This is a genomic window from Shewanella sp. JNE2 (assembly GCF_023159115.1).
Taxonomy (GTDB): domain Bacteria; phylum Pseudomonadota; class Gammaproteobacteria; order Enterobacterales; family Shewanellaceae; genus Shewanella; species Shewanella putrefaciens.
Genome location: NZ_CP096169.1, coordinates 2,601,883 through 2,626,017, shown reverse-complemented (window position 1 = coordinate 2,626,017; position 24,135 = coordinate 2,601,883). Strand labels below are relative to the sequence as shown.

The 24,135-nt window shown below is 41.0% G+C and carries 22 protein-coding genes; 10 read left to right on the top strand and 12 right to left on the bottom strand.

Features of this window, described 5'->3' with window-relative positions:
• Window positions 1-17: 17 nt before the first annotated feature.
• The 6 genes from MZ182_RS11740 to pepE all read right to left on the bottom strand — a co-directional run bounded on the left by MZ182_RS11740 (window position 18) and on the right by pepE (window position 9,502).
• Window positions 18-3,974, bottom strand: coding sequence for a cobaltochelatase subunit CobN (locus MZ182_RS11740; RefSeq protein ID WP_248066185.1), 3,957 nt, complete (start codon window positions 3,972-3,974; stop codon window positions 18-20).
• Window positions 3,961-4,299 carry a DUF2149 domain-containing protein gene (locus MZ182_RS11735; RefSeq protein WP_011789004.1) on the bottom strand — a complete coding sequence of 113 codons (339 nt, stop codon included), beginning with the start codon at window positions 4,297-4,299 and terminating at the stop codon, window positions 3,961-3,963. The genes MZ182_RS11740 and MZ182_RS11735 overlap by 14 nt, the downstream gene beginning before the upstream one ends.
• Window positions 4,296-4,910 carry a MotA/TolQ/ExbB proton channel family protein gene (locus MZ182_RS11730; protein ID WP_248066183.1) on the bottom strand — a complete coding sequence of 205 codons (615 nt, stop codon included), beginning with the start codon at window positions 4,908-4,910 and terminating at the stop codon, window positions 4,296-4,298. The genes MZ182_RS11735 and MZ182_RS11730 overlap by 4 nt, the downstream gene beginning before the upstream one ends.
• A gap of 339 nt (window positions 4,911-5,249) precedes the next feature.
• Window positions 5,250-6,218, bottom strand: a complete 969-nt coding sequence (locus tag MZ182_RS11725) for a DUF3187 family protein (protein ID WP_248066181.1) — start codon at window positions 6,216-6,218, stop codon at window positions 5,250-5,252.
• A gap of 627 nt (window positions 6,219-6,845) precedes the next feature.
• Complete coding sequence (locus MZ182_RS11720) at window positions 6,846-8,435, bottom strand: glucan biosynthesis protein G (protein ID WP_248066178.1); 1,590 nt, start codon at window positions 8,433-8,435, stop codon at window positions 6,846-6,848.
• A gap of 356 nt (window positions 8,436-8,791) precedes the next feature.
• Complete coding sequence (gene pepE / locus MZ182_RS11715; RefSeq protein WP_011919470.1) at window positions 8,792-9,502, bottom strand: dipeptidase PepE; 711 nt, start codon at window positions 9,500-9,502, stop codon at window positions 8,792-8,794.
• Between the two features lie 289 nt (window positions 9,503-9,791).
• On the opposite strand from pepE, the gene htpX reads away from it, so the two are divergent.
• The 4 genes from htpX (at window position 9,792) to MZ182_RS11695 (ending at window position 13,322) form a co-directional block, all read left to right on the top strand.
• The gene (gene htpX / locus MZ182_RS11710; protein ID WP_011789009.1) at window positions 9,792-10,655 is read left to right on the top strand and encodes a protease HtpX; all 864 of its coding nucleotides are present in this window, start codon (window positions 9,792-9,794) and stop codon (window positions 10,653-10,655) included.
• Window positions 10,656-11,057: 402 nt separating this feature from the next.
• Entirely contained in the window at window positions 11,058-11,408 is a 351-nt protein-coding gene (gene cctA, locus MZ182_RS11705; RefSeq protein WP_011789010.1) for a tetraheme c-type cytochrome CctA, read from the top strand.
• A 737-nt stretch (window positions 11,409-12,145) separates the two neighbouring features.
• A complete protein-coding gene (locus MZ182_RS11700) occupies window positions 12,146-12,781 on the top strand; it encodes a LuxR C-terminal-related transcriptional regulator (protein WP_011789011.1) in 636 nt (211 codons plus the stop codon).
• Window positions 12,782-12,944: 163 nt separating this feature from the next.
• Window positions 12,945-13,322, top strand: a complete 378-nt coding sequence (locus tag MZ182_RS11695; protein WP_011919468.1) for an STAS/SEC14 domain-containing protein — start codon at window positions 12,945-12,947, stop codon at window positions 13,320-13,322.
• Between the two features lie 94 nt (window positions 13,323-13,416).
• On the opposite strand, the gene MZ182_RS11690 is transcribed toward MZ182_RS11695, so the two are convergent.
• Complete coding sequence (locus MZ182_RS11690; RefSeq protein WP_011789013.1) at window positions 13,417-13,824, bottom strand: YccF domain-containing protein; 408 nt, start codon at window positions 13,822-13,824, stop codon at window positions 13,417-13,419.
• 268 nt (window positions 13,825-14,092) lie between these two features.
• On the opposite strand from MZ182_RS11690, the gene MZ182_RS11685 reads away from it, so the two are divergent.
• The 4 genes from MZ182_RS11685 (at window position 14,093) to MZ182_RS11670 (ending at window position 18,644) form a co-directional block, all read left to right on the top strand.
• Window positions 14,093-15,121 carry a pyridoxal-phosphate dependent enzyme gene (locus MZ182_RS11685; RefSeq protein WP_248066176.1) on the top strand — a complete coding sequence of 343 codons (1,029 nt, stop codon included), beginning with the start codon at window positions 14,093-14,095 and terminating at the stop codon, window positions 15,119-15,121.
• Window positions 15,122-15,202: 81 nt separating this feature from the next.
• Window positions 15,203-15,916, top strand: a complete 714-nt coding sequence (locus tag MZ182_RS11680; RefSeq protein WP_248066173.1) for an NrtR DNA-binding winged helix domain-containing protein — start codon at window positions 15,203-15,205, stop codon at window positions 15,914-15,916.
• Between the two features lie 357 nt (window positions 15,917-16,273).
• Window positions 16,274-17,161, top strand: a complete 888-nt coding sequence (prs, locus tag MZ182_RS11675; protein WP_248066170.1) for a ribose-phosphate diphosphokinase — start codon at window positions 16,274-16,276, stop codon at window positions 17,159-17,161.
• 10 nt (window positions 17,162-17,171) lie between these two features.
• Window positions 17,172-18,644: a nicotinate phosphoribosyltransferase gene (locus MZ182_RS11670; RefSeq protein ID WP_025007726.1), complete on the top strand. Its 1,473-nt coding sequence runs from the start codon at window positions 17,172-17,174 to the stop codon at window positions 18,642-18,644.
• Window positions 18,645-18,801: 157 nt separating this feature from the next.
• On the opposite strand, the gene MZ182_RS11665 is transcribed toward MZ182_RS11670, so the two are convergent.
• The 5 genes from MZ182_RS11665 to MZ182_RS11645 all read right to left on the bottom strand — a co-directional run bounded on the left by MZ182_RS11665 (window position 18,802) and on the right by MZ182_RS11645 (window position 22,207).
• Entirely contained in the window at window positions 18,802-19,062 is a 261-nt protein-coding gene (locus MZ182_RS11665; RefSeq protein WP_011789018.1) for a hypothetical protein, read from the bottom strand.
• Between the two features lie 300 nt (window positions 19,063-19,362).
• Window positions 19,363-19,536 (bottom strand): hypothetical protein, encoded by a 174-nt coding sequence (locus MZ182_RS11660; protein WP_006082106.1) that lies wholly within the window; start codon window positions 19,534-19,536, stop codon window positions 19,363-19,365.
• Window positions 19,537-20,158: 622 nt separating this feature from the next.
• The gene (locus MZ182_RS11655) at window positions 20,159-20,866 is read right to left on the bottom strand and encodes a ChrR family anti-sigma-E factor (protein WP_115014440.1); all 708 of its coding nucleotides are present in this window, start codon (window positions 20,864-20,866) and stop codon (window positions 20,159-20,161) included.
• Window positions 20,859-21,521, bottom strand: a complete 663-nt coding sequence (locus MZ182_RS11650) for a sigma-70 family RNA polymerase sigma factor (protein ID WP_014610759.1) — start codon at window positions 21,519-21,521, stop codon at window positions 20,859-20,861. Before MZ182_RS11650 ends, MZ182_RS11655 begins: the two co-directional genes overlap by 8 nt.
• Window positions 21,522-21,655: 134 nt before the next feature.
• Entirely contained in the window at window positions 21,656-22,207 is a 552-nt protein-coding gene (locus tag MZ182_RS11645; RefSeq protein ID WP_011789022.1) for an LON peptidase substrate-binding domain-containing protein, read from the bottom strand.
• A 96-nt stretch (window positions 22,208-22,303) separates the two neighbouring features.
• Here MZ182_RS11645 and MZ182_RS11640 point away from each other — a divergent pair, with 96 nt between their 5' ends.
• Window positions 22,304-22,921, top strand: coding sequence for a class I SAM-dependent methyltransferase (locus tag MZ182_RS11640; RefSeq protein WP_248066167.1), 618 nt, complete (start codon window positions 22,304-22,306; stop codon window positions 22,919-22,921).
• Window positions 22,922-23,184: 263 nt separating this feature from the next.
• Window positions 23,185-24,129: a chemotaxis protein CheV gene (locus tag MZ182_RS11635; RefSeq protein WP_011789024.1), complete on the top strand. Its 945-nt coding sequence runs from the start codon at window positions 23,185-23,187 to the stop codon at window positions 24,127-24,129.
• Window positions 24,130-24,135: the final 6 nt, after the last annotated feature.

Here is a 24,135-nt window from a genome sequence, read left to right as displayed (position 1 = left end):
TATTATCTCCACGCGTATTATGGATTAATTGCTTTCGGGGATCGGTTGAAACCAAAGATAAAGGCTAAGCACAGCAACAGGTAGCTAAGCCAATGAAACCAAACTGAGGTATTTTGCTGGTCAGTTGGATGTGTCAAATTGACTTCTTCGATGGCATATCCTTGGATGGCTTGTGTTGCCTCATTCGGCTTTTTGAGCGTTTCAGGTGATGCTTTGCTTGGCGAAATTGGGGGCGCTGGCATCATTGGCTGCGGTGCTAATTTAGGGGCTGCCACTAATTTTGCCTGGATCAGCTTTGCTAATATGGGATCTTCACATCCTTGGTCGTCACAATAGACGCCTTGCTCTTCTGCCAGTTGGGTGATGCGCTCACTCAGATCTTGAATGGTTTTTGCATCCGCTTGCCAATAGCCTTTTCGGACGGCCTCCAGCATACGGGACATCATCATTTGGTATGCCCCTAAATTTTCAGAATCACGGAAAAATTGTTCCATATCTAATTGATAGCGATCCTGTACATAGGTTTGGTACATCTCATCCCACTTGCTTGCATCCACGGCGTCTGGCACTGTGACCTGCCATCCCCACATATTCTGCACCACACTATTAATGAACTTAGCGCCAGCATAGCCCTCTGCTTGCATTGCTTTTATCCATTCTGGATTTAGGTAGCGAGAGCGTAATTCGCGCCCCATAAACCGTTCTAGGGTTTCTTGTTGAGCTTGGTTCGGATCCGCAAGGTTACTTATCATCACCTCGGGGCTTTTGCCATCTACGGCTCTGACGGCCATGGATACGCCGCCAAAGGATGCAAAGGGATCGTCGCCATCAAGGACTTGAAATACATGACTAGAGCGTGCATGAACAGTGATGGCGGTTCCCGATAAGGCATTTTTGAGTAGTATTTGCCCAACTTGGGAGGATTTACCCGTTTCAGCCGTATCTCCAGATTCTCCCCAAAAGCCTTGTCCATAGAGATGGCTCATTCGATTAAAGTACATCTCTGTCAGCGTCTGCTCGTTATCCCAAGTATCAGAACGATCTATCGCGCTTTCCAAGTTTGTGCCATAGGCTCCAGAGGGAACGGAAAATAGCCTAACCGAGGCCATTCTGGTGGCTAAGGTGGTTTCAACGCCTTTGGCTTCAAGCATAGCTTGTGTTTTTATCGTATTGATACGTAGTTGGTTATCTGGCTCATCCTGTGCTTGGGCAAGCGTAAAAGCTTGGTCTAGTAAGGTAACCACATTAGCAAAGAGATCCCGATGTAATCCGGATGGGATCACTGTGACATCAATTCGAGGTCTGCCTAATTCTTCACGCGATATGGCTTCAACGCCGCGCACTATACCTCTTTCATCATAGCGAGGGCGTATACCGAGCAAATACATGATCTGCGCTTCTTGAACTCCTTCATTACGCATAGTTTCAACGCCCCAAAGGGTAAAGGTTAACTTTTTAGGGTATTCGTTATGGCGTTGTCGATAGTCCTCAATGAGTTGATTGGCGAGCTTTTTACCTATTTCATAGGTTGCTTTCGTAGGGATACGGCGTGGGTCAAAGGAGTAAAAATTGCGTCCAGTGGGTAACGCATCGGGATTACGCAATGGATCCCCCCCTACGCCTGCTGGAATGTACTGGCCTGAAAAACCAGCAATAAGAGCATCGAGTTCTTGTTTAGCGCTAGATGAAATAGCTGACGTTAATTGTGCTATGCGTTGTTTGTACTGCTGTTTATCCAGTGAAGGCTCAATTGATAGAATCGCTTGCGCCGTTTTTTGGATTTGGTCTGCACTTGGAGACACTCCAAAGCTATGCAGTCCCATCGGATTAATACGGTCTGAGATTTCTTCAAGATAATGATGAATATCCTCAACGAGTTGATGGGATGGCTCATTCTCCTGAGTGATTAATGTCGATGTGTTTGCGCCGATTGCAGTGGGGGTTTTACCCAAGTCTTGTAAAATTCCGAGTTTTTCTGCCTGTAGCTCAATTTCTTTAATTTGTGATTCTGTTAATTGTGGGTTTTGTTGCCGCGCACGCTGGTAACTTTCGATCAGTTCTTTCAGGGTTTGTAGCTCAGGGTTTAAGGCGGTTCGATCCATGGGAGGGGTTAAATGGGTGATCATAATGCCCATACCACGACGCATTGCAATGGTACCTTCTCCGGCATTATCCATGATAAAACTATAAAAGTTTGGCAGATCTCGAATGAGATATTCGGGTGCATCGGTAATGCTCATACCCGCTTCTCGGCCAGGAAGCCATTCATGGGTGCCGTGTGTGCCAAATTGAAACATGGCATCGGCTTTAAAAACGTTGTGCAGCCAAAGGTAAAACGCAATATATTGATGTGATGGTGGAAATTTTAGGTCGTGATAGAGTTTTTCAGGATTTTCAGTTTTCCCTCTGGAGGGCTGTGGTCCAAGTAGGACATTACCATAGCGGCGTACAGGTAAAACAAAGTATGCCATTCCTGCACTGTCTTTATAGGTCATGGTGTTACTTTCTTCTGGACTTCCCCAAGTATTTGTTACCATTTCCTGTGCTGACTGTGGTAATGCTGAAAACCATTGTTGATAGGTCGATATTGGTAAAAGTACGGGTTCACCTGAGGCGGCGAGAGTATCAATTTGTGATTGCTCCCAATTGGGGAGATTGGCACCATATTTGAGAATGTCTTCACGTAATAGGGCTGGATCCTGAGGCAGGTTTTGGGTCTGATATCCTTCTTGCTCGAGGCGTTTAACCACTTGCCAAATGCTTTGCGGCAACACATTAAGGTATGCGGCACCAACATTGTCTCGTCCAGGAGGAAAATTAAAATACTGCAAAAAAATGCGCTTTTCTGAATTAGGTTTTTGACGCAAGGTTACCCATCGTTTGACTCTGTTTGCCAACATGGCAACGCGTTCTGGTATGGGCTGCTCTTCTATATAAGTCATACCAGTTAGAGGATCTTGTATCATCTGTTTAGCAGCATATACGGTAGGTTGTATTAACCCGGCCATTTCCGGCATGGCTAATTGCCAAGAGCGTTCGGTAATATCCATCCCAACCGATGAAGCCTCCCATTCCTCGATTGATGTTGAAAACAGTGAAATAGCATTTATCACCGGGACATTGAGGCGTTGAAATAATGGTGTCAGGATCTCTGGAGTGACGCCAATTTTTATGCTTGCAGCAATAATGACTTCTACCCTTGAATGGCCTTGGTCATCGAAAAAATAGCGCTCGATGGGAAGTTGTGCAGGATAACCAAATACTGTCATCACGTTTAGGTCCCGATTCTCCAGAGCGTTAATGACAGCATCAATATGGGAGGTACTGCCTGCAATAATATTGCTTTGATAAACCACAAATCCAACCCAAGGTTTACCAGGTTTGTATTGATGATAATCTTGCTTAAAACGATCAAAATCAGCATAAATCGTTCCCGTACCTGCATGATATAAACCTATTTCAGGTACAGTTTCAGGTGGCTGATAGGGCAGATTAACTCCTATTTGATTAAGTGCGTAAAGCAATCCATTACGGATATTATTTGCTCCAGCATTGACAAAATACTGTTGGACTTGAGGATCCTCAATAATGCCAGCATTTTTATCGGTTTCATTAATACTAGTGCCAAACGCATATACTTTGGCACCATTATTCATTGCCTGTTGTAGATCGAGCTGCACACGGTTTATTAGATTTCTTCCAATCGTTTGTATGATAATTAAATCTGATTGGCGAAGATGACTTAAATCTTGCTCGTTTAGCTTAGTGCTCGAGTAAATACGAATATCAGTATCCGTGATTAGATCAAATTCTGAGTAAATATCTTTTATCACTGAGGAGGATTGTCGTAGTGAGCTATCACCCAGTAATAAACTGACACGCGTCGTTTTAGCCCATGCAAGTTGAGTAACGAACAGCAAAAACACACAAAGGAATAGAGTAAATGATGTTTTATAATATTTAGTCTGGAACATATACCACTCGGCCATCATCTAGTTGAAAGGCGGTACCTAGCCTTACACCTTCACCACTCAATTCAGTCTTGGTTACTTTTTGCACTTTTATTTCTGCCCCTTGTTTGGTGACAATTTGCATTTCTCCTTGGGCATTTTTAGTTGTAATAGTCACTTGGGATTTTTCATCCATTAGCCCAAGCAAATTAAAAGTGGTAAAGAGTGCGATCATCATGCTGACAATCACAACAATACTGGCATCAAATAAGTTAGCGATACCCGCTAAGGGGTCTATATCTTCACGGTGAGAAGTTAACGTGTTCTTTCGCATAAATTTCAGACTCATAGTGAGCCCTCTATTGCATGCGCTTCATTGAGTGGATTTGAATTGAGGGTCGTTTGCGAACAAATTGATGTGTGGTCGATCAATGCTAGTTCCGCAAGGTAACGTATTTCATTCTTGTCGTTATTTATCCAGCTTTCTTTGACTAACGCTAGCGCAAAAGCAATGACGCCTGTTCCTAATCCAACAATGGCAGAATTAAATGCGTTAACCATCATTCCGGCCATTTCAGGCATATTCCCCTGTGCAAGGGCGGCGAGCGCAATCCCCATCGGAATAAGTGTTCCCATCAATCCAATCCCTGGTGCGGCACGGACGATAAAACGAAGACGTTCAATATTCGTATTGGCTAAATGTTCTGTTTGTTGTATTAATTTTTCGAGTTCGAGATCTAAATATTTTTGTTGGGAAGCTTGGATAACATGGACTAATTTATGACGGAAAGTGTCAATTAGAGGACGTTCTCCTTGTCTACGATTGAGATATTCTCGGAGTTGGTTACCAGCCAGTATCACCACGTAAAGTACTATTGCGACTAATCCGAGTTTTACTGGGTAGTAACATAGGGTGGCGACCGTAACTAAAAAATCCTCAGTCATAACCATTATTTGCATTAGCGTTTCCTTATTAAAAGGGGTACCCTTAATTTGCTTGAGGAGGATACTGAATTAATGGGTTGTGCATAGGTGTCAAAAATCATAGGTGTCAAAAATCAAATGCAACTTGAGTCACAGAAAAATATCGGACTTAGTGATGCCCGTCATTATTCCTTAAGATATTGTTTAAAACCACCTGGCGGGTCACAAAAAAATTACATTCCAAGTATTATTTCCTTGAATGTAATTTAAATATTTTAGCGAGAAAGAATGGGTGGCTGTACTCTTTTTGTACAGCGCAATAAGGGGGATCTCGGATTTGGAGTGGGACTAATAAATACAATAATATTTTTAAATTTACAGTTTTTTGCTATAGCCAAGAGTGAATGCAATATCTGTACTATTATCCATGTTGAGGAAGTTTTCAATTACAGTAAATTCAATTGCGCTATTATCTAAGTAGTATCTATATCCCAGTAATACTTCATTTGAGGATTTTGAAAAATCATTATCAGTTTCAAGCACACCCTGATAATGGTGAATTTCAATTAACCAACCGTGACGATCTACCTGATACTCATATCCTAATCCATACATTAAGGCATTATCATTATAGGGAATATTTCTTAATACTTCTTCATCTTTCCTAAAACTAATACCAAGAGTGGAGTGAAAGTGATGTCTATTTTGGCGGTAACTGTAATTAAGTTGTACTGCTTGTTCAAAGTTTTCATTTGCAAAAGGACCTGAATCGACTGTGTTGTAATACAGGCTGCCACCAATCGAGAGACCGTGACATGCGTTCTGAAATAACTGATAACTTAAATAAAAAGTGAATGCATTATTTAATGTCTCACCTGAAAAGTCAGTTAAATGAATGCCGTCATTTGAATATATTTGATTTTGATGCTTTGGTGTGTCGCCTCGGCCATTTTGATTAAAGCCGAGAGCATCATGAAACCACGTTGTAACAGAGTCGAGGTGGTTATTCGAGCTAAAACGCCATTGATAATTTGTGTCAAGCATCCATTTGTCACTAAACTGCCATCGCAGGCCTGCACTCAGGGTATTGTGATAATAGTCGGCAAAGTAGTCATCGGTTTCAGCCCACACACTTGCTGCTGTCCCTGATAAGTAAACTTCTTTTTGCCCATGGGGTAATGCAAAACCAGATCGTAGCAGAGGTGTTAAGCTTACAGCTTGGGCAGGTGACTGAGCATAGACTCGTAATGGCCCATAGTCGCTAAAAGTGGTATTAGTTGCGAATGCATTAGAGACCGATGCTATCGAAAAGAGCAGTGTTAACCGAATATAAAGGGGCAACATAAAACATAATCCATAGGCAACGATATTAGAATAATACTTTAGCTCTTGATACGAATTATACTAATATCTTTAGATTGATATATTCAAAATTTACTATAGTTCAAGTTAACCATATGAAATGGTAAAGTAATACTAATCCAAGCCAAAGAAGTCTACCGATAAATGGGGCGCATAGTAAAAGTAATAGTGTAGATAATATGATTGATAATGCTGCAGATTTAAATGTGTGTTCAATGTTAACTTGGATTGGTCTCATTGCATTTTCTCTGACATTTTGATTCAAAGATAGAAAATATATTAGTTACACTACTAATTAAAAGTATCTTTAGCGAATAGAGTTTAATACTACCTTTATCTAGAAGGTGAGTAAATGTAGCTTTTATTAAAAGTTCCTGTATTTAAAGAAAATTAGTGGAACTGAGAATTCATCTTTTTATTCGTGCTACAGGGCTGTTTATATGGTTTGATTCGATTTATGTGAAGGTATTTATTATTGTTTTAAATTGTATTTCCTTTTTATTCAAAGGCTTAATTATTTTTATCATGTTATAAAAAAGCCAGCAAATGCTGGCTTTCAACGTCTAGTTTGTTATAGGCAATGATGCAACCAACCTTTATTGGGGGCAACTATGGCCAGTCATCACTATTCCAGCGGTATAACCATGTTGCTGCAATGGGCTTATCGTCTTTTTTCAACTGGATCCTCAGTTCTGCTACATTTGTACTTTCAGGTTCAAAAGTGACAAATACGCGTACACCATTGATATCTGGATGTGCAACCATACGTGATGAAAGGATTTTACCTTTACTGATACTGGCATCTATTGCAATTTTATCAATATCTTGGCTTTTTACATTGCTGTAATCAATCAGTAATTCTTTACCTTTAGACTGTTTCTGTCCTTTTGAGCTACGAATAACACGTGCCTTAGAAGCCATATTCGGGCTATCATTTGAAGCCGTTATGCGATAGGAATAGCGATAAGGTTCACCTTTTTTCAGACCTCCCTTTGGTTCCCAATAGGCCACAATATTATCATTGGTTTCGGCATTAGAAGGGATTTCTAGCAGGGTAAGTTGGCCTTTACCCCAATCGTTTAGTGGCTCAATCCATGCGGATGGACGTAAATGGTAATTTGATTCGAGATCTTGGTAATAATCAAAATTACGATGGCGTTGTATTAAACCAAAACCTTTAATATCTTCATCGCCAAAAGCACTGATCTGCAATTTATTTGGGTTATTTAATGGACGCCATAAACGCTCACCATTACCACGATCAATTTGTAATCCTTCTGAGTTATGCACCGCGGGGCGATAATCAGGTTTATCTGGTGAATCTAACCCACCATATAAAAACATTGAGGTTAAAGGTGCTAGGCCGACATATTGGATATCACGACGAGGAAATAGGGTGACATCAACCTCCACTCGAGTTGGTGAGCCTGGATAAATCCCAAAACGATAGGCTCCAGTCACACTTTGACTATCCAATAGCGCATGTACGACTATGGCGGTTTGATATTTAGAAGGCCGTTCTACCCAAAAGCGTTTAAAGAGGGGATATTCTTCACCTTTAGGCTGCGCGACATCTATTGCAAGGCCGCGATTGGATAATCCGTAGGTTTGTCCCTTCGAGAGGGCTCGAAAGTAACTGGCGCCCTGGAACATAATGAATTCATCTTTTATCCCTTCATCATTGATAGGATAATGAAGTCGTATACCAGCGTACTGACCGACTTGTGTGAGTAATTTTTCAATAGCATCACTTGGAACATTAAAGGCGGTTTCAGTCAGCTCTATTGGAAAAGCATGGCTATTTTCGACCACATCAATATCTACAAGGTTTTTGTATAAAAAACCTGGGGCAAATAGTTGGACTGAAAACTTTGTGGGACTTCCCCCCCAAATGGCTGCATCTTCTTGATAATTAATTTTGCCATAGGTTACAAAATCTAAATCGGTCAGTTCTTTTGGGGCTTTTTTTGCCTCTTTAAAGGGCTTTTGTGCAAGTTGCTCTGCAAGCGTCACGACAGTGTCATGAGAAAATGTTTTGCCTTTTTTATTATCAGCACTGCTGGCAGCAAGAGCGGGGTGGATAACAATGTTACAGGCAAGAAAACTCCATAGACAGAAGGTGAATGTAGTTAATTTTTGCTTTGCTATTGCGCCATGGCAATAGTGGGTTAAATTACGAAATGTTGAATGCAGTCGCAAAATGGAAACTCCTCACTTTCATGATCCTAGATGATGTCGATTGAATCTTAGCGTTTAATCTCTATTGTACTTATTTAGTAGACTCTTACCTATTATGAACTATGGGACTATTATTGATTGAGACAAGGGGCATTTCTTTTACATTTTAAAATATCTATCAGTAATAACCCTATCAGCAATAGCAAGTGTTGATAGTTTAGCGGCACAAGCATTTTATCTGTACTCAATTATCACTGAAAAGCGATCTATTTGGGCGAAATTCACACATTTTTAAATTTTCTTGTTTCAATGTTAATCGATTTGTAACAATTTACGCGTAAAAATAGTCACTTTGACAGAATGCTGTAGAGTTACATCTATTTCAATAAATGCGATAAATCACTACCAATAGGGATTAACATTTCCTGTTGCTCACCGCAGAATAAATAAGCGGGATTTTCCCCGAGAAGTACTAAGGTATTATCTCTACGCCAAAGAGCAGAGCCTTCGGCAATGGCAATTACAGGCGTTAATGGCTCAACCTTCGTAAATTCGAGCAAGCGTTGTGCGCGGGTTTCACCATTGTGTCCAGGTGTACGGTAATTGGAATAATGGGGATTTAACTGGAAGGGAACTATCTTCAGTGCATCGAAAGAAGGCGGTTCTATGATAGGCATATCGTTAGTCGTTTTGATACTGGCACCCGATACATTCGCGCCTGCGCTCCAGCCAACATAAGGTGTACCTTGAGCGACTTTTTCACGAATAAGATTGATAAGATTATAACGATACAATTCGTGCAATAGGTGGAAAGTATTGCCTCCCCCAATCAAAATGCCATCAGCATCTTTTATTGCCTGACAAGGATCTGGATGCTGATGTATACCACTGATATCGAGGTTTAGCTCAGCAAGACCCATAACGACGGATGCTAAATAAGTGTCGTAGCTCATACTGACGCCAGCATAGGGAATGAAAATCCATTTTTGTGCTTGAGTGGTGAGTGGTTTTATAAAAGGAATCGCGTGGGCTAAGTAGGGAGTGTCGCCGACACGAGAACTGCTCAGAAGTAAGGCGTTGATGGTCATTTTGAATCCTAAAATCCCAGAAAGTATGGGTATGTTAACAAAGATTAATCCTGATAAATATAGAGAAATAAACATGAATTAGCTTGTAATATAGGCAAGGTTTAGATTTAAGTTTTGGTTAATACACTGTCCCTAGACTCTCGAATCATAAAAGACAGTGTCTAGAAATATACGAAAAGGATAACCTGATAAAAACTCTTTGTATTTACCCCTTGAATTTCGATTATTTGGACATATTATGTCTTTGAGCAAAGTTAAATGGCATATTTAGTGCCCTAAAGGAGCTGAAATGAAGCGTATTTTTTTATTAATTGCGACTAACCTAGCCGTATTGCTAGTAGCCTCAATTGTGATGTCCATTTTGGGCGTTAACACGTCTACTATGGGTGGATTATTGGTGTTTGCTGCAATTTTTGGATTTGGCGGGGCTTTTATCAGCTTAGCGATTTCAAAATGGATGGCGAAAAAAGCCATGGGTTGTGAAGTGATTACAATGCCCCGCGATGGCACTGAACGTTGGTTAGTTGAGACGGTTGCCCGCCAAGCACAGCAAGCTGGAATTAAAATGCCAGAGGTGGCGATTTATCAGTCTCCAGAAATGAATGCATTTGCCACAGGTCCAAGCAAAGACAATTCATTAGTCGCCGTGAGTACTGGTCTACTGTATGGCATGAGCCAAGATGAAGTGGAAGCGGTATTAGCCCATGAAGTGAGCCATGTTGCCAATGGTGATATGGTAACTTTGACACTGATCCAAGGGGTAGTGAACACCTTTGTTATCTTCGCTGCTCGTGTTGTTGCAGGGATTATTAATAATGTTGTCTCCAGTAATGATGAAGAAGGCGAAGGCTTAGGTATGTTTGCCTATATGGCCGTAGTATTTGTGTTAGATATGTTGTTCGGTATTTTGGCTTCAATCATTGTTGCTTATTTCTCACGTATTCGCGAATACCGTGCAGATGAAGGTGCAGCGCGTTTAGCAGGCAAACATAAGATGATTGCGGCTTTAGAGCGTTTACGCCAAGGCCCAGAGAGCACTGCAATGCCTGCGCAAATGTCAGCATTTGGTATTAATGGTAAGCGTTCAATGGCTGAGATGATGATGAGTCATCCACCATTAGAGAAGCGTATTGCGGCTTTACAAGCCCGCTAATATAGTAAAGAGTGATAAAAAGGAGACCATAAGGTCTCCTTTTTATTGCCATTCTGTCCCGTCCTGAAATACGTTGACATAAAGAGGACTTCTTTATGACAACATCAAGCAACTCAAGCTGTACGCGTACTCAAGGTGATTACACATTATCGCGCTAGGTAATTCTAGTTATGTGAATTTCTAGTTTTAAAAATGTAAAACTCTTATATAAGCATGTGGTTACATGATGCAGCGCACATTTTACTCCTGAGTATATTGCTAAAGTGGGCTACTTAGAATGGGGTTGCTTATTAGTTAATCCTTAGCTAAGTTAGATCGAGTCGTGCTATTTATTTTTGGTTGCGAGATGGAAGTCACCCTGACAAGAACTTCCACTGACAATCGCCATTGGAGGATACTATTGTGAGCAAAAAACTATTAAGTGCACTTTTCGGGGCAAGTCTCGCAGCGCTAGCGCTGTCGCCAACCGCATTTGCTGCAGGTCAAAAACTATCAGATTTTCACGCCGAATCGGGTGGATGTGAGAGTTGCCATAAGGATGGTTCACCTTCCGCTGATGGTGCTTTTGAATTTGAACAGTGTCAAAGCTGCCACGGATCTCTTGCTGAGATGGACGCAGTTCATAAACCGCATGATGGCAGTTTAGTGTGTGCAGATTGTCACAAAGTACATGATATGAATGTAGGTGAAAAACCTACTTGTGAGAGCTGCCATGATGATGGTCGTACATCTGGATCTGTTTTGAAAAAATAGACCCGAGCTCTGTTGGTGTTAGCCATCAGTTCTATATCAAAAAATGCCAGCAATTTGCTGGCATTTTTTATGATGATAATTTTTAGCAAATCTCGAGTTAAAGCCCAGCGAGTGAATTGTGTTAAATTTTTGTGATTGTTAATTCAATTTTAAACTTGGGCTTAAGCATAAGTGAGTTACCGCTAGTACATACCATTGTCTCGTATTGGTATCTTAACAAACATAATACAATTATATCTTTTCTTCGTATTAATCATATTAATGTTGTGGAAACTTCAATTTTAAACACTGTAATAAGTACATTTTAGGAAAGGGTAACATTAGCAGTGCGCTAATTGTATCAATGGAATATTGAAACCGTGAGATAGAAAAAGGGCTGTATACCATTTAGTGTAAGCTAAATATTACATGTTATAAAGTCAGTCATGTTGATGTAATCGTTTCATATTGAAAGTATTTATAATGGTATTGTCTTGATATTACGTTCATATCTTAGCTGGGCAAAATTATTTTAAGTTTGAATTCAGTTTACTTCTTGAGAATGTTAAAAATAAAACCTACATATATTGGTTTTTGTACGGTAAATGTTTTTCTCGTAAGTCTTTTGATTCTGTTTTATCTAGTGCTAATATCGTGGCAAGTAATAGACTTGGAAGTCTATTCGACGGATGTTGAAGTCGTATTGAGAGACTTTATCTCAAAGTGAATAATCGTTAACTAGACAGGGAGTGGGCAGGATGTTCAAAATTTTACATTGGATTGTAGTGTCACGATCGCAAATATTAGTGGAATTACTTGCAGGGCGTTGGCCACAGGAGTTTTTGGTTAAACTTTCACCAGTTAATCCCGATGTAATGCTTGAGCACATCAAAGATAACCAAGCCTCTATGGTCGTGATTGACTTAGCGACAGTTGATCTACAAAAAGCCTATCAATTTCAGCGATCACTTGCGCGTGAGCACCCTAGTGTTCGAGTGGTTTATATCCAATTTCCAAAGCAAGTTGATGCGCGTTTTTTAACACAATCGGCGACAACTGCGGGGGTATTTTATCTTGATGCTGGTATAGCTGAAATCAGTTTAGGGCTCTCCAATATCCTAAGAGGGCATAGGGTCATTCCAATGCAACTGATTAATGGCGTCAATGATGATTTTGGCTTATTTGAGGATACTGAACCGCTAACCATCCGTGAGCGCGAAGTATTACAGGCCTTACTCTCTGGCAGCACAAACTTAGACATTGCAAATCAGTTATTTGTTAGTGAAAGTACCATAAAAACTCATTTGTATAGAGTGTTCCGTAAGATCGGGGTTTCAAGCCGCGGTCAAGCAATTGCATGGGCCCAAACTTATTTGCATGATGTGGTTGTTTAATTAGTTCTGAGCATGTTTCAGTTACAGGCATAAATTGCTTTTTATTTCGATAGAGAAAACAAAAGGGTTAGTTTCTTTTGTTTTCTGTGCAACTATATCCCATATTTATGAGTTTTTAGTTGATGCTGAAAATGGGATGTTGGGTGTATTGAAAAGGTGAGACATGCTGACAATTTCTTCTAGCGATGCCGACAATATTATTACTGTTATTGCGTCTGGGTGGATTAATCATCTCGATATTGAATCCCAACTATTACCTTCAATTGAAGCAAAACTTCAAGATCATGCCACAATACGATTGTGGTATGAGTTTAGCCCTGAGTTTGAAGGGATATCGGTGGGGGCCCTTTGGGATGATGCCATGCTCAGCTTATTTCATTTAAGCGATTTTTCCCGTGTAGTGATGATTGCTGATATGGAAAAGCTCGATGCAATGGTAAATGCTTTAGCGTTTATGTTGCCTTGCCCGGTTAAGATTTTTGCTATGAATGAGCGGGATCGAGCTAGAGTCTGGTTAGATGAAGTAGTGGCGATTGAATAACACATTGTCAAAAAGTGTTTATGAAAAATCCAACTGACAGACACCTGATAATACGGTGCTGCCAGTGTAATGGATGCAGCTTGACTCATTGAGTTTAGGCTTTGGCGACGATAGTTTGGCCTATTGGTGTGAGGCTGAGTAAAGCCAACTTAAGATGCTGTATCCCAAAGGGAATACCGATAATCGTCACAAAACAGGCTAAGGCGTGGACCAAATGCCCTATGGCTAACCAGATCCCAAACAGTAAGAACCAAATGATATTTCCTACCATGCCTAATGCACCTGTGCCCAAGTCTTCACGCCCAGTTAAGTGGCGACGGTTCATTTGTTCTTGGCCGAAGGGCCAAAAGGTCATTTCGCCGATAACAAAACAGGCGCGGCCGAAGGGAATACCAATGATACTGATAAAACACAGGATACCTGCGAGCCACCAAGCGAGTCCCATCACAAATCCGCCGAGAACAAACCAAGCTATGTTGAATATTAAGCGTAATACAGCCATTGAAAACTCCTTATGTTTACCCTGTTAGCCTTTATCGTTAGCTTCGATAAATTGAATTTATGTCAATGTCTAAGCGATAACTATGCCAATTATTTAAATTATTAATAATCAATTGGTTAAATTTATGCATTCGAGATTCATGTGTCATTTTCACTAGTTTTTCGCCAAATTGATAATTTCTTAAGGGCGTAACAGGAAAGTTGGAGTTACACTCACTATTCCCTTAACTGGTTTAAAAGCCAGAGAATTTAATTGCTTGAGTCGCTTGATGTTTGCAAATTCCCCTGTTGATACGTTTGCCTTTGCTGGCAGAGACATTTTCCTAAAACGTGATGATTTACTGCATCCGGCGTTTAGTGGCAATAAAGCTCGCAAATTCGGCTATTTTTTAGATCATGAGTTTGCAGGCATCAGCAAGGTGATAGGTCACGGCTCGCCATTGGCTAACTCACTGTATTCATTGTCAACATTAGCGAAGATGAAAGGTTGGCAGTGTGATTTTTATGTAGATCATATTGCCAGTCAAGTGGTTAAACATCCTACGGGCAATTACGCTGCCGCTTTAGCGAATGGCGCCAATATTATCGATTTAAGTGTGTTAATAGCACAAAAGCAGGCGTGCACTCAGCCGCAATCTGAACCTCACGTTTTGTCAAATCTTAATGCTAGTCCTGAGCCTACTGTGCAAGTGGGCGACGTGCGACTGAGTTGCCAAGATTATATCGAGGCTCAAGTACTCGTGAATGAGCCGACGGCGCTTTTTATCCCAGAGGGTGGTCGCTGTGCTTACGCCGAATATGGGGTGAATAGATTGGCGCAAGAGGTAATACAGTTTGCGAAGGCGAATAGATTGGTTGATTTAACGGTGTTTTTACCTTCGGGGACTGGAACGACTGCGTTATTTTTAAATCAGTATTTTATCCGTCAGCAAACGGATATTCGCGTCGTGACTTGTGCCGTTGTCGGTGGCGATGATTATTTGCGCTTGCAATTTTCCTTACTTAATTCCAATACCAGTGAGCATCCACAGATTGTTAATGTCGGCAAGAAATATCATTTTGGTAAACTTTATCCGGAATTTTATGCCATGTGGCAGCGGGTCTGCGCCTCAGGCGTGCAGTTTGAATTACTCTACGATCCCTTAGGTTTTATTGTGCTTGAGGAATATTTACAAGGCGGAGGCTCTCGTCCAGTGATGTATATTCACCAAGGTGGCTTACTCGGGAACGATACCATGTTGCCACGTTATCAGCGTAAATTTGGGCGAAGTGGCTCATCCTGCGCCTCTGATCATTGACTTAGTGACGCTAAGACATAATATGTTTGAAGCTGTGTAATGCTAAGTTAAGCTGATGATTTGGAACGATGGGGAATATCAATGACTGAAGCGGAATATCTCGCCAATTACGATCCTAAGGTTTTTAAAGCTCAGCTACTGACAGTGGATGCTGTATTGTTTACCTATCACGATCAGCAACTTAAAGTACTCCTAGTACAACGCTCAAATCATCCATTTTTAGGTTTATGGGGATTACCTGGTGGTTTTATCGATGAAAATTGCGATCAATCCCTTGAGCAAACTGTATTACGTAAACTGCATGAGAAAACCGCAGTAGTGCCACCTTATATTGAGCAGCTATGCACTGTGGGTAATAGTAGTCGTGATATAAGAGGCTGGTCTGTGACTGTATGTTATACCGCCTTGATGAGTTATCAAGCCTGCCAAATCCAGATTGATTCAGTGAGTGATGTTAAGTGGTGGCCATTAGCGGATGTGTTGCAGATGCCCTTGGCGTTTGATCATCTGCAGTTAATCGAGCAAGCGCGGGAACGCTTAACACAAAAAGCCTTATATTCTTTAGTGCCAGGATTTGCACTGTCTGAACCTTTTACCTTGCCAGAATTGCAGCATGTACATGAGGTTCTACTGGGTAAGCCTATCCAAGGTAAATCTTTTCGTCGGCGGGTTGAACAGGCTGATTTATTGATCGATACGGGATTAAAGCGCACCGAACGGGGTCGTCCTGCTAATTTATACCGCTTGAAACCCAATACCGCATCGTATCGCTTCTTAAGAAATTTAGAATGTTGATCACAGTGAATGTGGATTTAAGCAAGATATTCGCCTTGCTCAATATGAGTAACGGCGACTGCTTATGCCTTATTCATGGTGACTTTGAATCAGTAAAGGCTGTTTAATTACTAATTTTGCCTTAATGTCTCCGGTTCTTGTATTACTCGATACCAATATTGTAGCTTCTTAGTTGTCTTTCCCACTAATAGTGTCCAAAAGACACTATATGCCATTTAAGCATAACATTTCAGGTTGCTCCGTCTGAAATAGTCTAAAAATCAACTTTACACAATAATGTCTTTAAGACACTATTATTCATGTAGACAACAAGGGCGCCGTCAATTTCGGCAATCTTGCCACAGACAGGAGGTTACTATGTCTCAACGTATTCAAACGTCTCAAGATGCTTCTCACGCTCAATGTTCGCAAGCCGATTTTTATCGGTTACCCGCAGCTAGCGATGAGGCTCACTACCGTTTATTTCAATTTGGTGCGGGGGAAAACCATGTTCAAATACTTGTTACTCCTGCTAAACGAGTAACAATCTTTTTCAGTTATCGGGGCGATCATTCCATCATGCAGCTCTTGTTGTTAACTGATGCACTGCGTCGCAGCGGTACAGAGCAAATCGATCTGTTACTGCCTTATATGCCTGGCGCTCGCCAAGATAGGGTGTGTAATGCCGGTGAGGCCTTGTCGGTAAAAGTCTATGCTAGCCTGATTAATCAGCAGCAATATGCTTCTGTCAGCGTTTTTGACCCTCACAGCGATGTCACCGCCGCATTGTTAGACCGAGTTCGGGTAGTAGATAACCACAGTTTTGTTGCCGCGATCGCAGCCCAATTAACGGGGGAGCTAGTGTTAGTCTCGCCCGATGCGGGGGCGAATAAAAAAGTATTCGGCTTAGCTAAAGCGTTACAGGGAATGCCTGTGATCAGGGCCGATAAACATCGTGATGTGGTCAATGGCCATATTATCGCTACCGAAGTGTTCTGTGATGACTTGTCGGGTAAAACCTGCTTAATCGTTGACGATATTTGCGCAGGTGGCAGAACCTTTATTGAACTTGCTATCAAATTAAAGCAAAAGGGGGCCCAAAGCGTCATTTTGATCGTGTCACATTATGAAGATAAGGCCAGCGAGTTGGCACTGCGCGAGGCGGGCATAGACAGATTATTTTGTACCGATAGTTTAGGTGTCCCTGCACATATTTTGAGCAAGTTCTGCCATTGCCATGCTGTTTTGAGTTATATGAATCATTAAGGAAAATATTATGTACTTGAATCCCGTTACCGCCATTGATGGCTATAAAGTCGACCACCGTCGTCAATATCCCGATAATACTCAAGTGATTTTTAGTAACTTAACCGCCCGTAAATCCCGTCGTGGTTATACTGACCAAATGGTGTTTTTTGGCTTGCAATATTTTATCAAGCATTTCTTGATCGACAGTTGGAACCGTGATTTCTTTCAACAACCTAAAGAGCAGGTCATTCGCCAATTCTCCCGCCGTATCAATAACTATCTCGGGCCGAATAATGTCGGCACTCAGCATATTGAGGAGTTGCATGATTTAGGCTATTTACCAATTAAAATCATGGCATTACCTGAAGGCTCAGTGTATCCATTAAAAGTGCCTTGCTTGATTTTGTACAATACCGATGAGCGGTTCTTTTGGTTGACTAATTATCTCGAAACCATCCTTTCCGCTAATGTGTGGGGTATGTGTACCAGCGCCACTACCGCGCTGCAATACCGCAAAATATTTGAGACTTATGCGTTAGAAACCGATGGTGACATCGCTTTTGTTGATTGGCAGGGTCACGATTTTAGTTTCCGTGGCATGTATGGTGCAGAGGCTGCTGTTATGAGCGGCGCCGCCCATTTACTCAGTTTTACGGGCACAGATACCATTCCTGCGATTGATTTTCTTGAACAATATTATCTTGCAGACAGTGATAAGGAACTCGTTGGTGGCAGTGTGGCCGCAACGGAGCACAGTGTGATGTGCGCGGGTGGTATGGAGAATGAATTAGAGACGTTCCGACGTTTGATTGAAGATATTTATCCTAGCGGCATTGTCAGTATCGTTTCTGATTCTTGGGATTTTTGGCAGGTGATGACAGAGTTCACCTTAGCGTTAAAAGACCGCATTCTTGCCCGCGATGGCAAAGTGGTGTTTAGGCCTGATACCGGTTGTCCTGTGAAGATCATTTGTGGCGATCCACAAGCACCAGTGGGAAGCCCTGAGTATAAAGGCGCTATCGAGTGTTTGTGGGATGTCTTTGGGGGCAGCACAACTGCCAAAGGTTACAAATTACTCGATAGCCATGTAGGACTGATTTATGGCGATTCAATTACGATTGAACGTGCTGAAGCCATTTGTGCCGGTTTGAAGGCCAAAGGTTTTGCGTCAACCAATATTGTGTTTGGGATTGGCAGTTTTACCTATCAACACGTGACCCGAGATACTGACGGTTACGCGGTGAAAGCAACCTTTGCGAAAGTGGATGGCAAAGACAGAGAAATATTTAAAGATCCTAAAACAGATGATGGCACTAAAAAATCCGCTAAGGGTTTAGTGGCGGTATTTAAAGATGAGCAGGGTCAATTTTATCTTAAAGATCAAGCCAGCTGGCAAGATGTTAACAATTGCGAGTTTGTTCCTGTATTTGCCGATGGTGAACTATTAACGGAATATTCTTTGGCAGATATTCGCGCAAGGTTGGCAGAGTCTAGAAGTTGAGCCTATCGATTTTTGATTTTTAACGGCTATCGATAATAGCGAAGATAAAACTGGCAATGTGATTTCTATTAGGGTCATATTGTCAGTTAAGTTTTACATTTATTTTAAGCCGTGTAAGTAAAACTCCCCATTAATAGTAAAATGCAAATAGAAGTGATTAAGACAGCAACTGGTTTCGTTTAAGAATTTTATAGGTACGACGGCCAATATTTTCGAGGTTTTTTAAATCTTTTAGGCTAGGCGTAACCTCACTAAATTGCCAATAACTGATTTCGGCATCTAACATTTCCAGCATCTTCTTCGAACAACCTAAACATTGTCCCTGGCACAGTTGTGCTTCTTCTAAATTGAGTGGGATAGTCTCTTTGATCTGGTTTATCAAGGTTTGCATGGCAATTTGAGTATTGGGTTTTGGCATAGATGATGTGCTGAACAGTATTCATGTGTATGAATATTAGCGGATACTGCAATGGAAAGAGGTGATCTGACGCTGGATTTGACTCATTTGGTTCGGCAGGTATCTGTGTGAGAGAGATACAGCCTGAACCAAATGCGTTCGTCATAATGACGTAAAAAGGATAGCGTGTTCGTGACATTCGGCTATCAGTTTACTTAAAGTGCTCGGTACTGCGAAGATAATGGAAACCGATTAAATACACTTGAGTAAACGGGTACTGCGGTATTAATTTTTAACTTATCAGTTTTACTGACTTTTGACTTATTTATTCGCGGACAATAACCATTTCATAAAGCTGATGGCTTCTGTGCGTTTAGAAAAAGTCTGTCTGTTTTTACCTTGACGATCAGTAAAAGCAATTGAGGTTTTATTTACTGAGATTGAATCTACAGGGAAGTTCACTGTAATTTCATGTCCATTAATTTTGTATGACATATGCCACACTCCTTCTGTTTTAATTCACCCTTGGGTGAGAGAGTTTTAACAATAAAATATCCTTAGCATTAAGTGCAAAAGATGGTTCTAGTGAGTATCGAGGTTACCCCATCTCTGATTCATTAATCAAGAGATGTTTTATCGATAATTAATACACGTCATCGATTATGTCAATGGATTAACTCAATTAAACCAGTTAAACATAGCTTGATGACAAGACTATGACAGCATAAGGTTTAATAAGTTCAATACACCTAATCATGTATATGTAACTATCAATTAATTAAGTTTATGGGGTTTTGCTTGTAGTAGGCTTTCTTTGTGAGGATCAAGATTTGATTAAATATTTATCAAACTGGATTAAAAAGAACAACAAGGTGAATCTCAAAACGAGGCGAAGTGTATCAGGAAAAACGACTTACGCAAGTTATTTATCATTTAATTTTAATACCCTTGCTTTTTTGTTGAATTTACGTTGCTTTTTGGTGTGGTTGTCGCGCCCATTATTTGCAACTGTTTTACGATAACCTCCATCAAAATAGAGCATTTTAATGGAGGTTTCACTAACTTAACTTAGGCGTTGTATGTTGTGGTTAAGTTGACGCTTGAATTTTTGATATGGTCAATAAATGAGTTCGCCAATGGGGTTTAATAACTTGCTCAATCCTTTAGTGAAGTGCAGAGGCGCATCTAGCACTGTGTAACATAAGCACCCCTCGAGTGTTTTAGGTGCATGTTTAGTATGCTGGTCTAGCATAATAAAGTCACCAGGAACATAGTGGCCATTAATATCACTAAATTCTCCGGCAAGTAGGAGGGTGAGTTCATAGCCTTTGTGTGTATGCTGTGGAATTTCCCCTAATGCATCAATATGTAATAGGCTTGCGCGTGTATTCATCTCATCTAAATCGAAACGCATGCGGCTAACTTTGCCTAACTGTTGCCAAGGATAATCAAGATGTTGGCGAAATACTGATGGTACTGAGTATTGCTGATTTTTTACCGAGACGAAAAGAGGTTCATAACTTGGAGTCGTCGTTGACTCTGGTTGACAAAGTATTTGCGCTAACATGGTTTGCAACTCTTCAGGAACATCGTATTCCATGAATGCAATACTGTGAGCACTGATGTCGGCTTTATCTGCTGTTGTATCGGCTATCTCCTCTTGATTGAAGGCGAGGGACGCGGCTTCTTTTGTGTATTGAGCAACGGCTGTTTTACAGGTATCACACAGCGCACAATGGGCTGAAACGGCAATAGCCATTGATAAAGATAACTCGCCCTTTGCATGGGCAAGCAATAGTTGTTGATTTGGGTGATGCTTAATCATTTGGTGTCTCCAAAAAGCTTTTCAGCTTTTCTAGCCCCAATCTTAGGCGAGATTTTATTGTTCCTATCGGGACTTCTAGGGCGTCAGCCAATTCTTGCTGAGTGAGTTCCTGCATATAAATACCTTGTACAACCTGACGTTGTGCAAGGGGAAGATTATCTAAATGTTTGAGTAGGTTGGCTGTTAATTTATGATCAATTTGAGTTTCTTGACTCGTGGCTGTATCGCATAAAGGCCAAATATCATCACCGTAGGCATCTTCCTTATTATGTTGGACTCGTCTTAACATATCGAAGCACTGATTACGCATGATGGTAAATACCCAAGTGGCAACTGAACCTTTGTCAGCATTATAGAGATGAGCTTTGGTCCAGACACTCGTCATGGTTTCTTGAACCAGATCCATGGCAAGTCCTTGTTGATTGAGTCTTTGTAGACCGAACGCTCGGATTTTGGGCATAAAATAAGTAAATAAATATCCAAAAGCGGCTCTATCTCTATGATTTGCCACTTTGAGCATTAATGTGGACAACAATTCTATTTGTGGTTCACTTGCGCAGGGAGCTTTAGTGTCGATATCCATAGCCGATTCAGTGAAGGACGATATATGCTTATGATACCGATTTTGGCGGCTTTGTGATTGAATATTTTCCATTATTTTGCTCTTAACTTAATCATTAAATCCTGTGTTTAGAACACTATGAGCGTGATTCTCCGCCAATAAAGCGCATTGAATTCGTTTGCTTGTTAAGTCAATACGGTATGGGCAAAAAAAAGATCACTGAAAAATTATTTTATAACAGCCCGCAATAAATCCCTTGCCGTAGTGTGGTCTAGCGCGTTTATACAGGAATATTTTTCTGAGGCTGGAACAGGAAGGATCTCCAGCCAGCGTTGGCAAACCCAGGCAATATCATCGAATTGTTTAGGATGATAGTGTTGTAAATGTTGAGGATATTCCTTGAGGATGTTTTTCAACATTTGACTAAGGTAGCGTTCATCTGTCGCGATGGCGGCCGTGGGCCAGTTATCGAGTAGACTAACTTCACCCCGTTTTAACCCATCATTTTCAATTTCGAAGCTCGTCAGTTTAAAGCGTTGTATTCCCTGAATACTAATACCTAACATTCCATCGGCTAATGTTTCAAAGTCAATGATATGAGCTAAAGTGCCAATTGATTGAATGGTTTTATTGTCTTCTTCTATCATGCATAGGCCAAAACCTTGTGCGGATTTAAGAGATTCGGCAACTAAGCGTTTATATCGAGGTTCAAATATCCGTAGCTGAGTGTATCCCTCAGGTAATAGGCAGATAGGTAATGGGAAAAGAGGTAATTTCATAGTGGCCTCAGATGAACTTAAGTCTCTTTTATTACGTACCATAGCGAGAGTTTGATCAGTTAATCAAATAATAGATCACTTAATGTTGAGGATGATATGAAGTTAAATCAATTTGAGAAAAAGTTAGTGCAGCATCCATTGCGTTTTTGGCTGCAAAATCAAGTGGAAGCTCCTTTACTGACCTCTATGATGCCAAAACCTTTGGCTTGTTTTGAGCAGGCTTTAGAAATAGGCTGTGGCTTTGGTAATGGTATTCATTTGATCCGCGAACACTTTGGTGCTGGCCATGTTACCGCAGTGGATATTGATCCCGAAATGGTGGCAGCGGCTCAGAAACGCTGGCAGGATTCTTCCCATGGTCTAAACAATTTGCACTTTTCTGTTGCGGATGCAACGCAACTTCCCTTTGCTGAGGATCGGTTTGATATCGTATTTAATTTTGCTGTATTTCATCACATTCCGATTTGGCAGACGGCTATTGCAGAGGTGGCAAGAGTGCTCAAACTCGGTGGTTTTTTTGTGATTGAGGATTTATACCGATCAGCAATTTGTAATCCAATTAGTCGCCGTTTGTTTGAACATCCACAGCAGAACCGCTTTGATCACAGAGAACTTTTAGCGGTGTTACACCAAGAAGGATTTCACCTTGTTTGCGATAGAAATATGTTCAATCTTGCAGGAATGGTGTTAGCACAAAAAATATCACAGCGATAAATGGTGCGGTGAGTATTGGTATTGCCACTATTTTAATGGGTATAGATTGATTTGCTGTTGAAAATGCGGCGCTGGATAACACTTTACAGCCCCTGATCGTCTAATGACGCTCTAGGTTTAGAGAGCCGTTTTGCGAGAGTGGTTGTAATTTTTAGATAAAATCGACTTTTAGCATAGTTCTCATGGTGAGTTTGCCGCTATAATTTAGCCAAGTTCGTCGCATGCGATGAAAGTATTTTCCTCCACATTAGAGAAGCAGCATTATGGCAAACGTATTGGCAACCGTAGATCAACGTACCAAACTCGTTGGTGAAAATCGGCTTGAATTACTGCTTTTTCGTATAAATTCCACGCAGCTATTTGCCATTAATGTGTTCAAAGTGAAAGAGGTGGTAAAACTTCCGCCCCTTAATGCCATGCCAGGCAGCCATCCGCATATATTTGGTGTTGCAAACATTCGCGGTATATCCATTCCTGTCATTGATTTACGTTCTGCTATTGGTTTTAAGCCTGTTGCTCCAGGTGATGATGCTAATATGATCATCACTGAATATAACCGCAGTGTTCAAGGTTTCTTAGTGGGCAAGGTAGAACATATCATCAACATGACATGGAGCGACATTATGCCGCCGCCTAAAATGGCTGGACGGAATAATTATCTGACGGCAATTACCCGCATTGAACACCAAGGCCAGTCGCAATTAGTGTCGATTATTGACGTAGAGAAAGTGCTGGCGGAGATCATTCACTACGATATTAGGCTTTCTGAGGGTGTACTTGACGAAACCTTAGTCCATGAAATGCCTGGGCGTAAGATTTTGATTGTAGATGATTCTTCAACGGCAAGACGTCAGGTTCGCGAGACGTTAGGTCAACTCGGTATTGAAATCATTGAGGCTTCCGATGGTTTGCAAGCATTACAGTTATTGCAAAAATGGCGTGATGAAGGGAAGCAGATCTCAAAAGAATTATTGATGATGATTACCGATGCCGAAATGCCTGAAATGGACGGTTATAAACTCACCCATGAAGTCCGCAGCGATAAAGCAATGGCGGATTTATTTATTACGCTAAATACTTCGCTTAGTGGTAGTTTTAACCATGCTATGGTTGAAAAGGTTGGATGCGATCGTTTTATTTCAAAATTCCAACCCGATCTGTTAGTGGAAGTGGTTCAGGAAAGATTAAGACAAATTATTGCGCAATAAATGTTT

What these genes read in the sequence shown, in the direction of transcription:
- MZ182_RS11740 (WP_248066185.1), bottom strand. Translation starts at nt 3,974, where the DNA reads ATGTTCCAGACTAAATATTATAAAACATCATTTACTCTATTCCTTTGT.
- MZ182_RS11735 (WP_011789004.1), bottom strand. Translation starts at nt 4,299, where the DNA reads ATGAGTCTGAAATTTATGCGAAAGAACACGTTAACTTCTCACCGTGAA.
- MZ182_RS11730 (WP_248066183.1), bottom strand. Translation starts at nt 4,910, where the DNA reads ATGCAAATAATGGTTATGACTGAGGATTTTTTAGTTACGGTCGCCACC.
- MZ182_RS11725 (WP_248066181.1), bottom strand. Translation starts at nt 6,218, where the DNA reads ATGTTGCCCCTTTATATTCGGTTAACACTGCTCTTTTCGATAGCATCG.
- pepE (WP_011919470.1), bottom strand. Translation starts at nt 9,502, where the DNA reads ATGACCATCAACGCCTTACTTCTGAGCAGTTCTCGTGTCGGCGACACT.
- htpX (WP_011789009.1), top strand. Translation starts at nt 9,792, where the DNA reads ATGAAGCGTATTTTTTTATTAATTGCGACTAACCTAGCCGTATTGCTA.
- MZ182_RS11700 (WP_011789011.1), top strand. Translation starts at nt 12,146, where the DNA reads ATGTTCAAAATTTTACATTGGATTGTAGTGTCACGATCGCAAATATTA.
- MZ182_RS11695 (WP_011919468.1), top strand. Translation starts at nt 12,945, where the DNA reads ATGCTGACAATTTCTTCTAGCGATGCCGACAATATTATTACTGTTATT.
- MZ182_RS11690 (WP_011789013.1), bottom strand. Translation starts at nt 13,824, where the DNA reads ATGGCTGTATTACGCTTAATATTCAACATAGCTTGGTTTGTTCTCGGC.
- MZ182_RS11685 (WP_248066176.1), top strand. Translation starts at nt 14,093, where the DNA reads ATGTTTGCAAATTCCCCTGTTGATACGTTTGCCTTTGCTGGCAGAGAC.
- MZ182_RS11680 (WP_248066173.1), top strand. Translation starts at nt 15,203, where the DNA reads ATGACTGAAGCGGAATATCTCGCCAATTACGATCCTAAGGTTTTTAAA.
- prs (WP_248066170.1), top strand. Translation starts at nt 16,274, where the DNA reads ATGTCTCAACGTATTCAAACGTCTCAAGATGCTTCTCACGCTCAATGT.
- MZ182_RS11670 (WP_025007726.1), top strand. Translation starts at nt 17,172, where the DNA reads ATGTACTTGAATCCCGTTACCGCCATTGATGGCTATAAAGTCGACCAC.
- MZ182_RS11665 (WP_011789018.1), bottom strand. Translation starts at nt 19,062, where the DNA reads ATGCCAAAACCCAATACTCAAATTGCCATGCAAACCTTGATAAACCAG.
- MZ182_RS11660 (WP_006082106.1), bottom strand. Translation starts at nt 19,536, where the DNA reads ATGTCATACAAAATTAATGGACATGAAATTACAGTGAACTTCCCTGTA.
- MZ182_RS11655 (WP_115014440.1), bottom strand. Translation starts at nt 20,866, where the DNA reads ATGATTAAGCATCACCCAAATCAACAACTATTGCTTGCCCATGCAAAG.
- MZ182_RS11650 (WP_014610759.1), bottom strand. Translation starts at nt 21,521, where the DNA reads ATGGAAAATATTCAATCACAAAGCCGCCAAAATCGGTATCATAAGCAT.
- MZ182_RS11645 (WP_011789022.1), bottom strand. Translation starts at nt 22,207, where the DNA reads ATGAAATTACCTCTTTTCCCATTACCTATCTGCCTATTACCTGAGGGA.
- MZ182_RS11640 (WP_248066167.1), top strand. Translation starts at nt 22,304, where the DNA reads ATGAAGTTAAATCAATTTGAGAAAAAGTTAGTGCAGCATCCATTGCGT.
- MZ182_RS11635 (WP_011789024.1), top strand. Translation starts at nt 23,185, where the DNA reads ATGGCAAACGTATTGGCAACCGTAGATCAACGTACCAAACTCGTTGGT.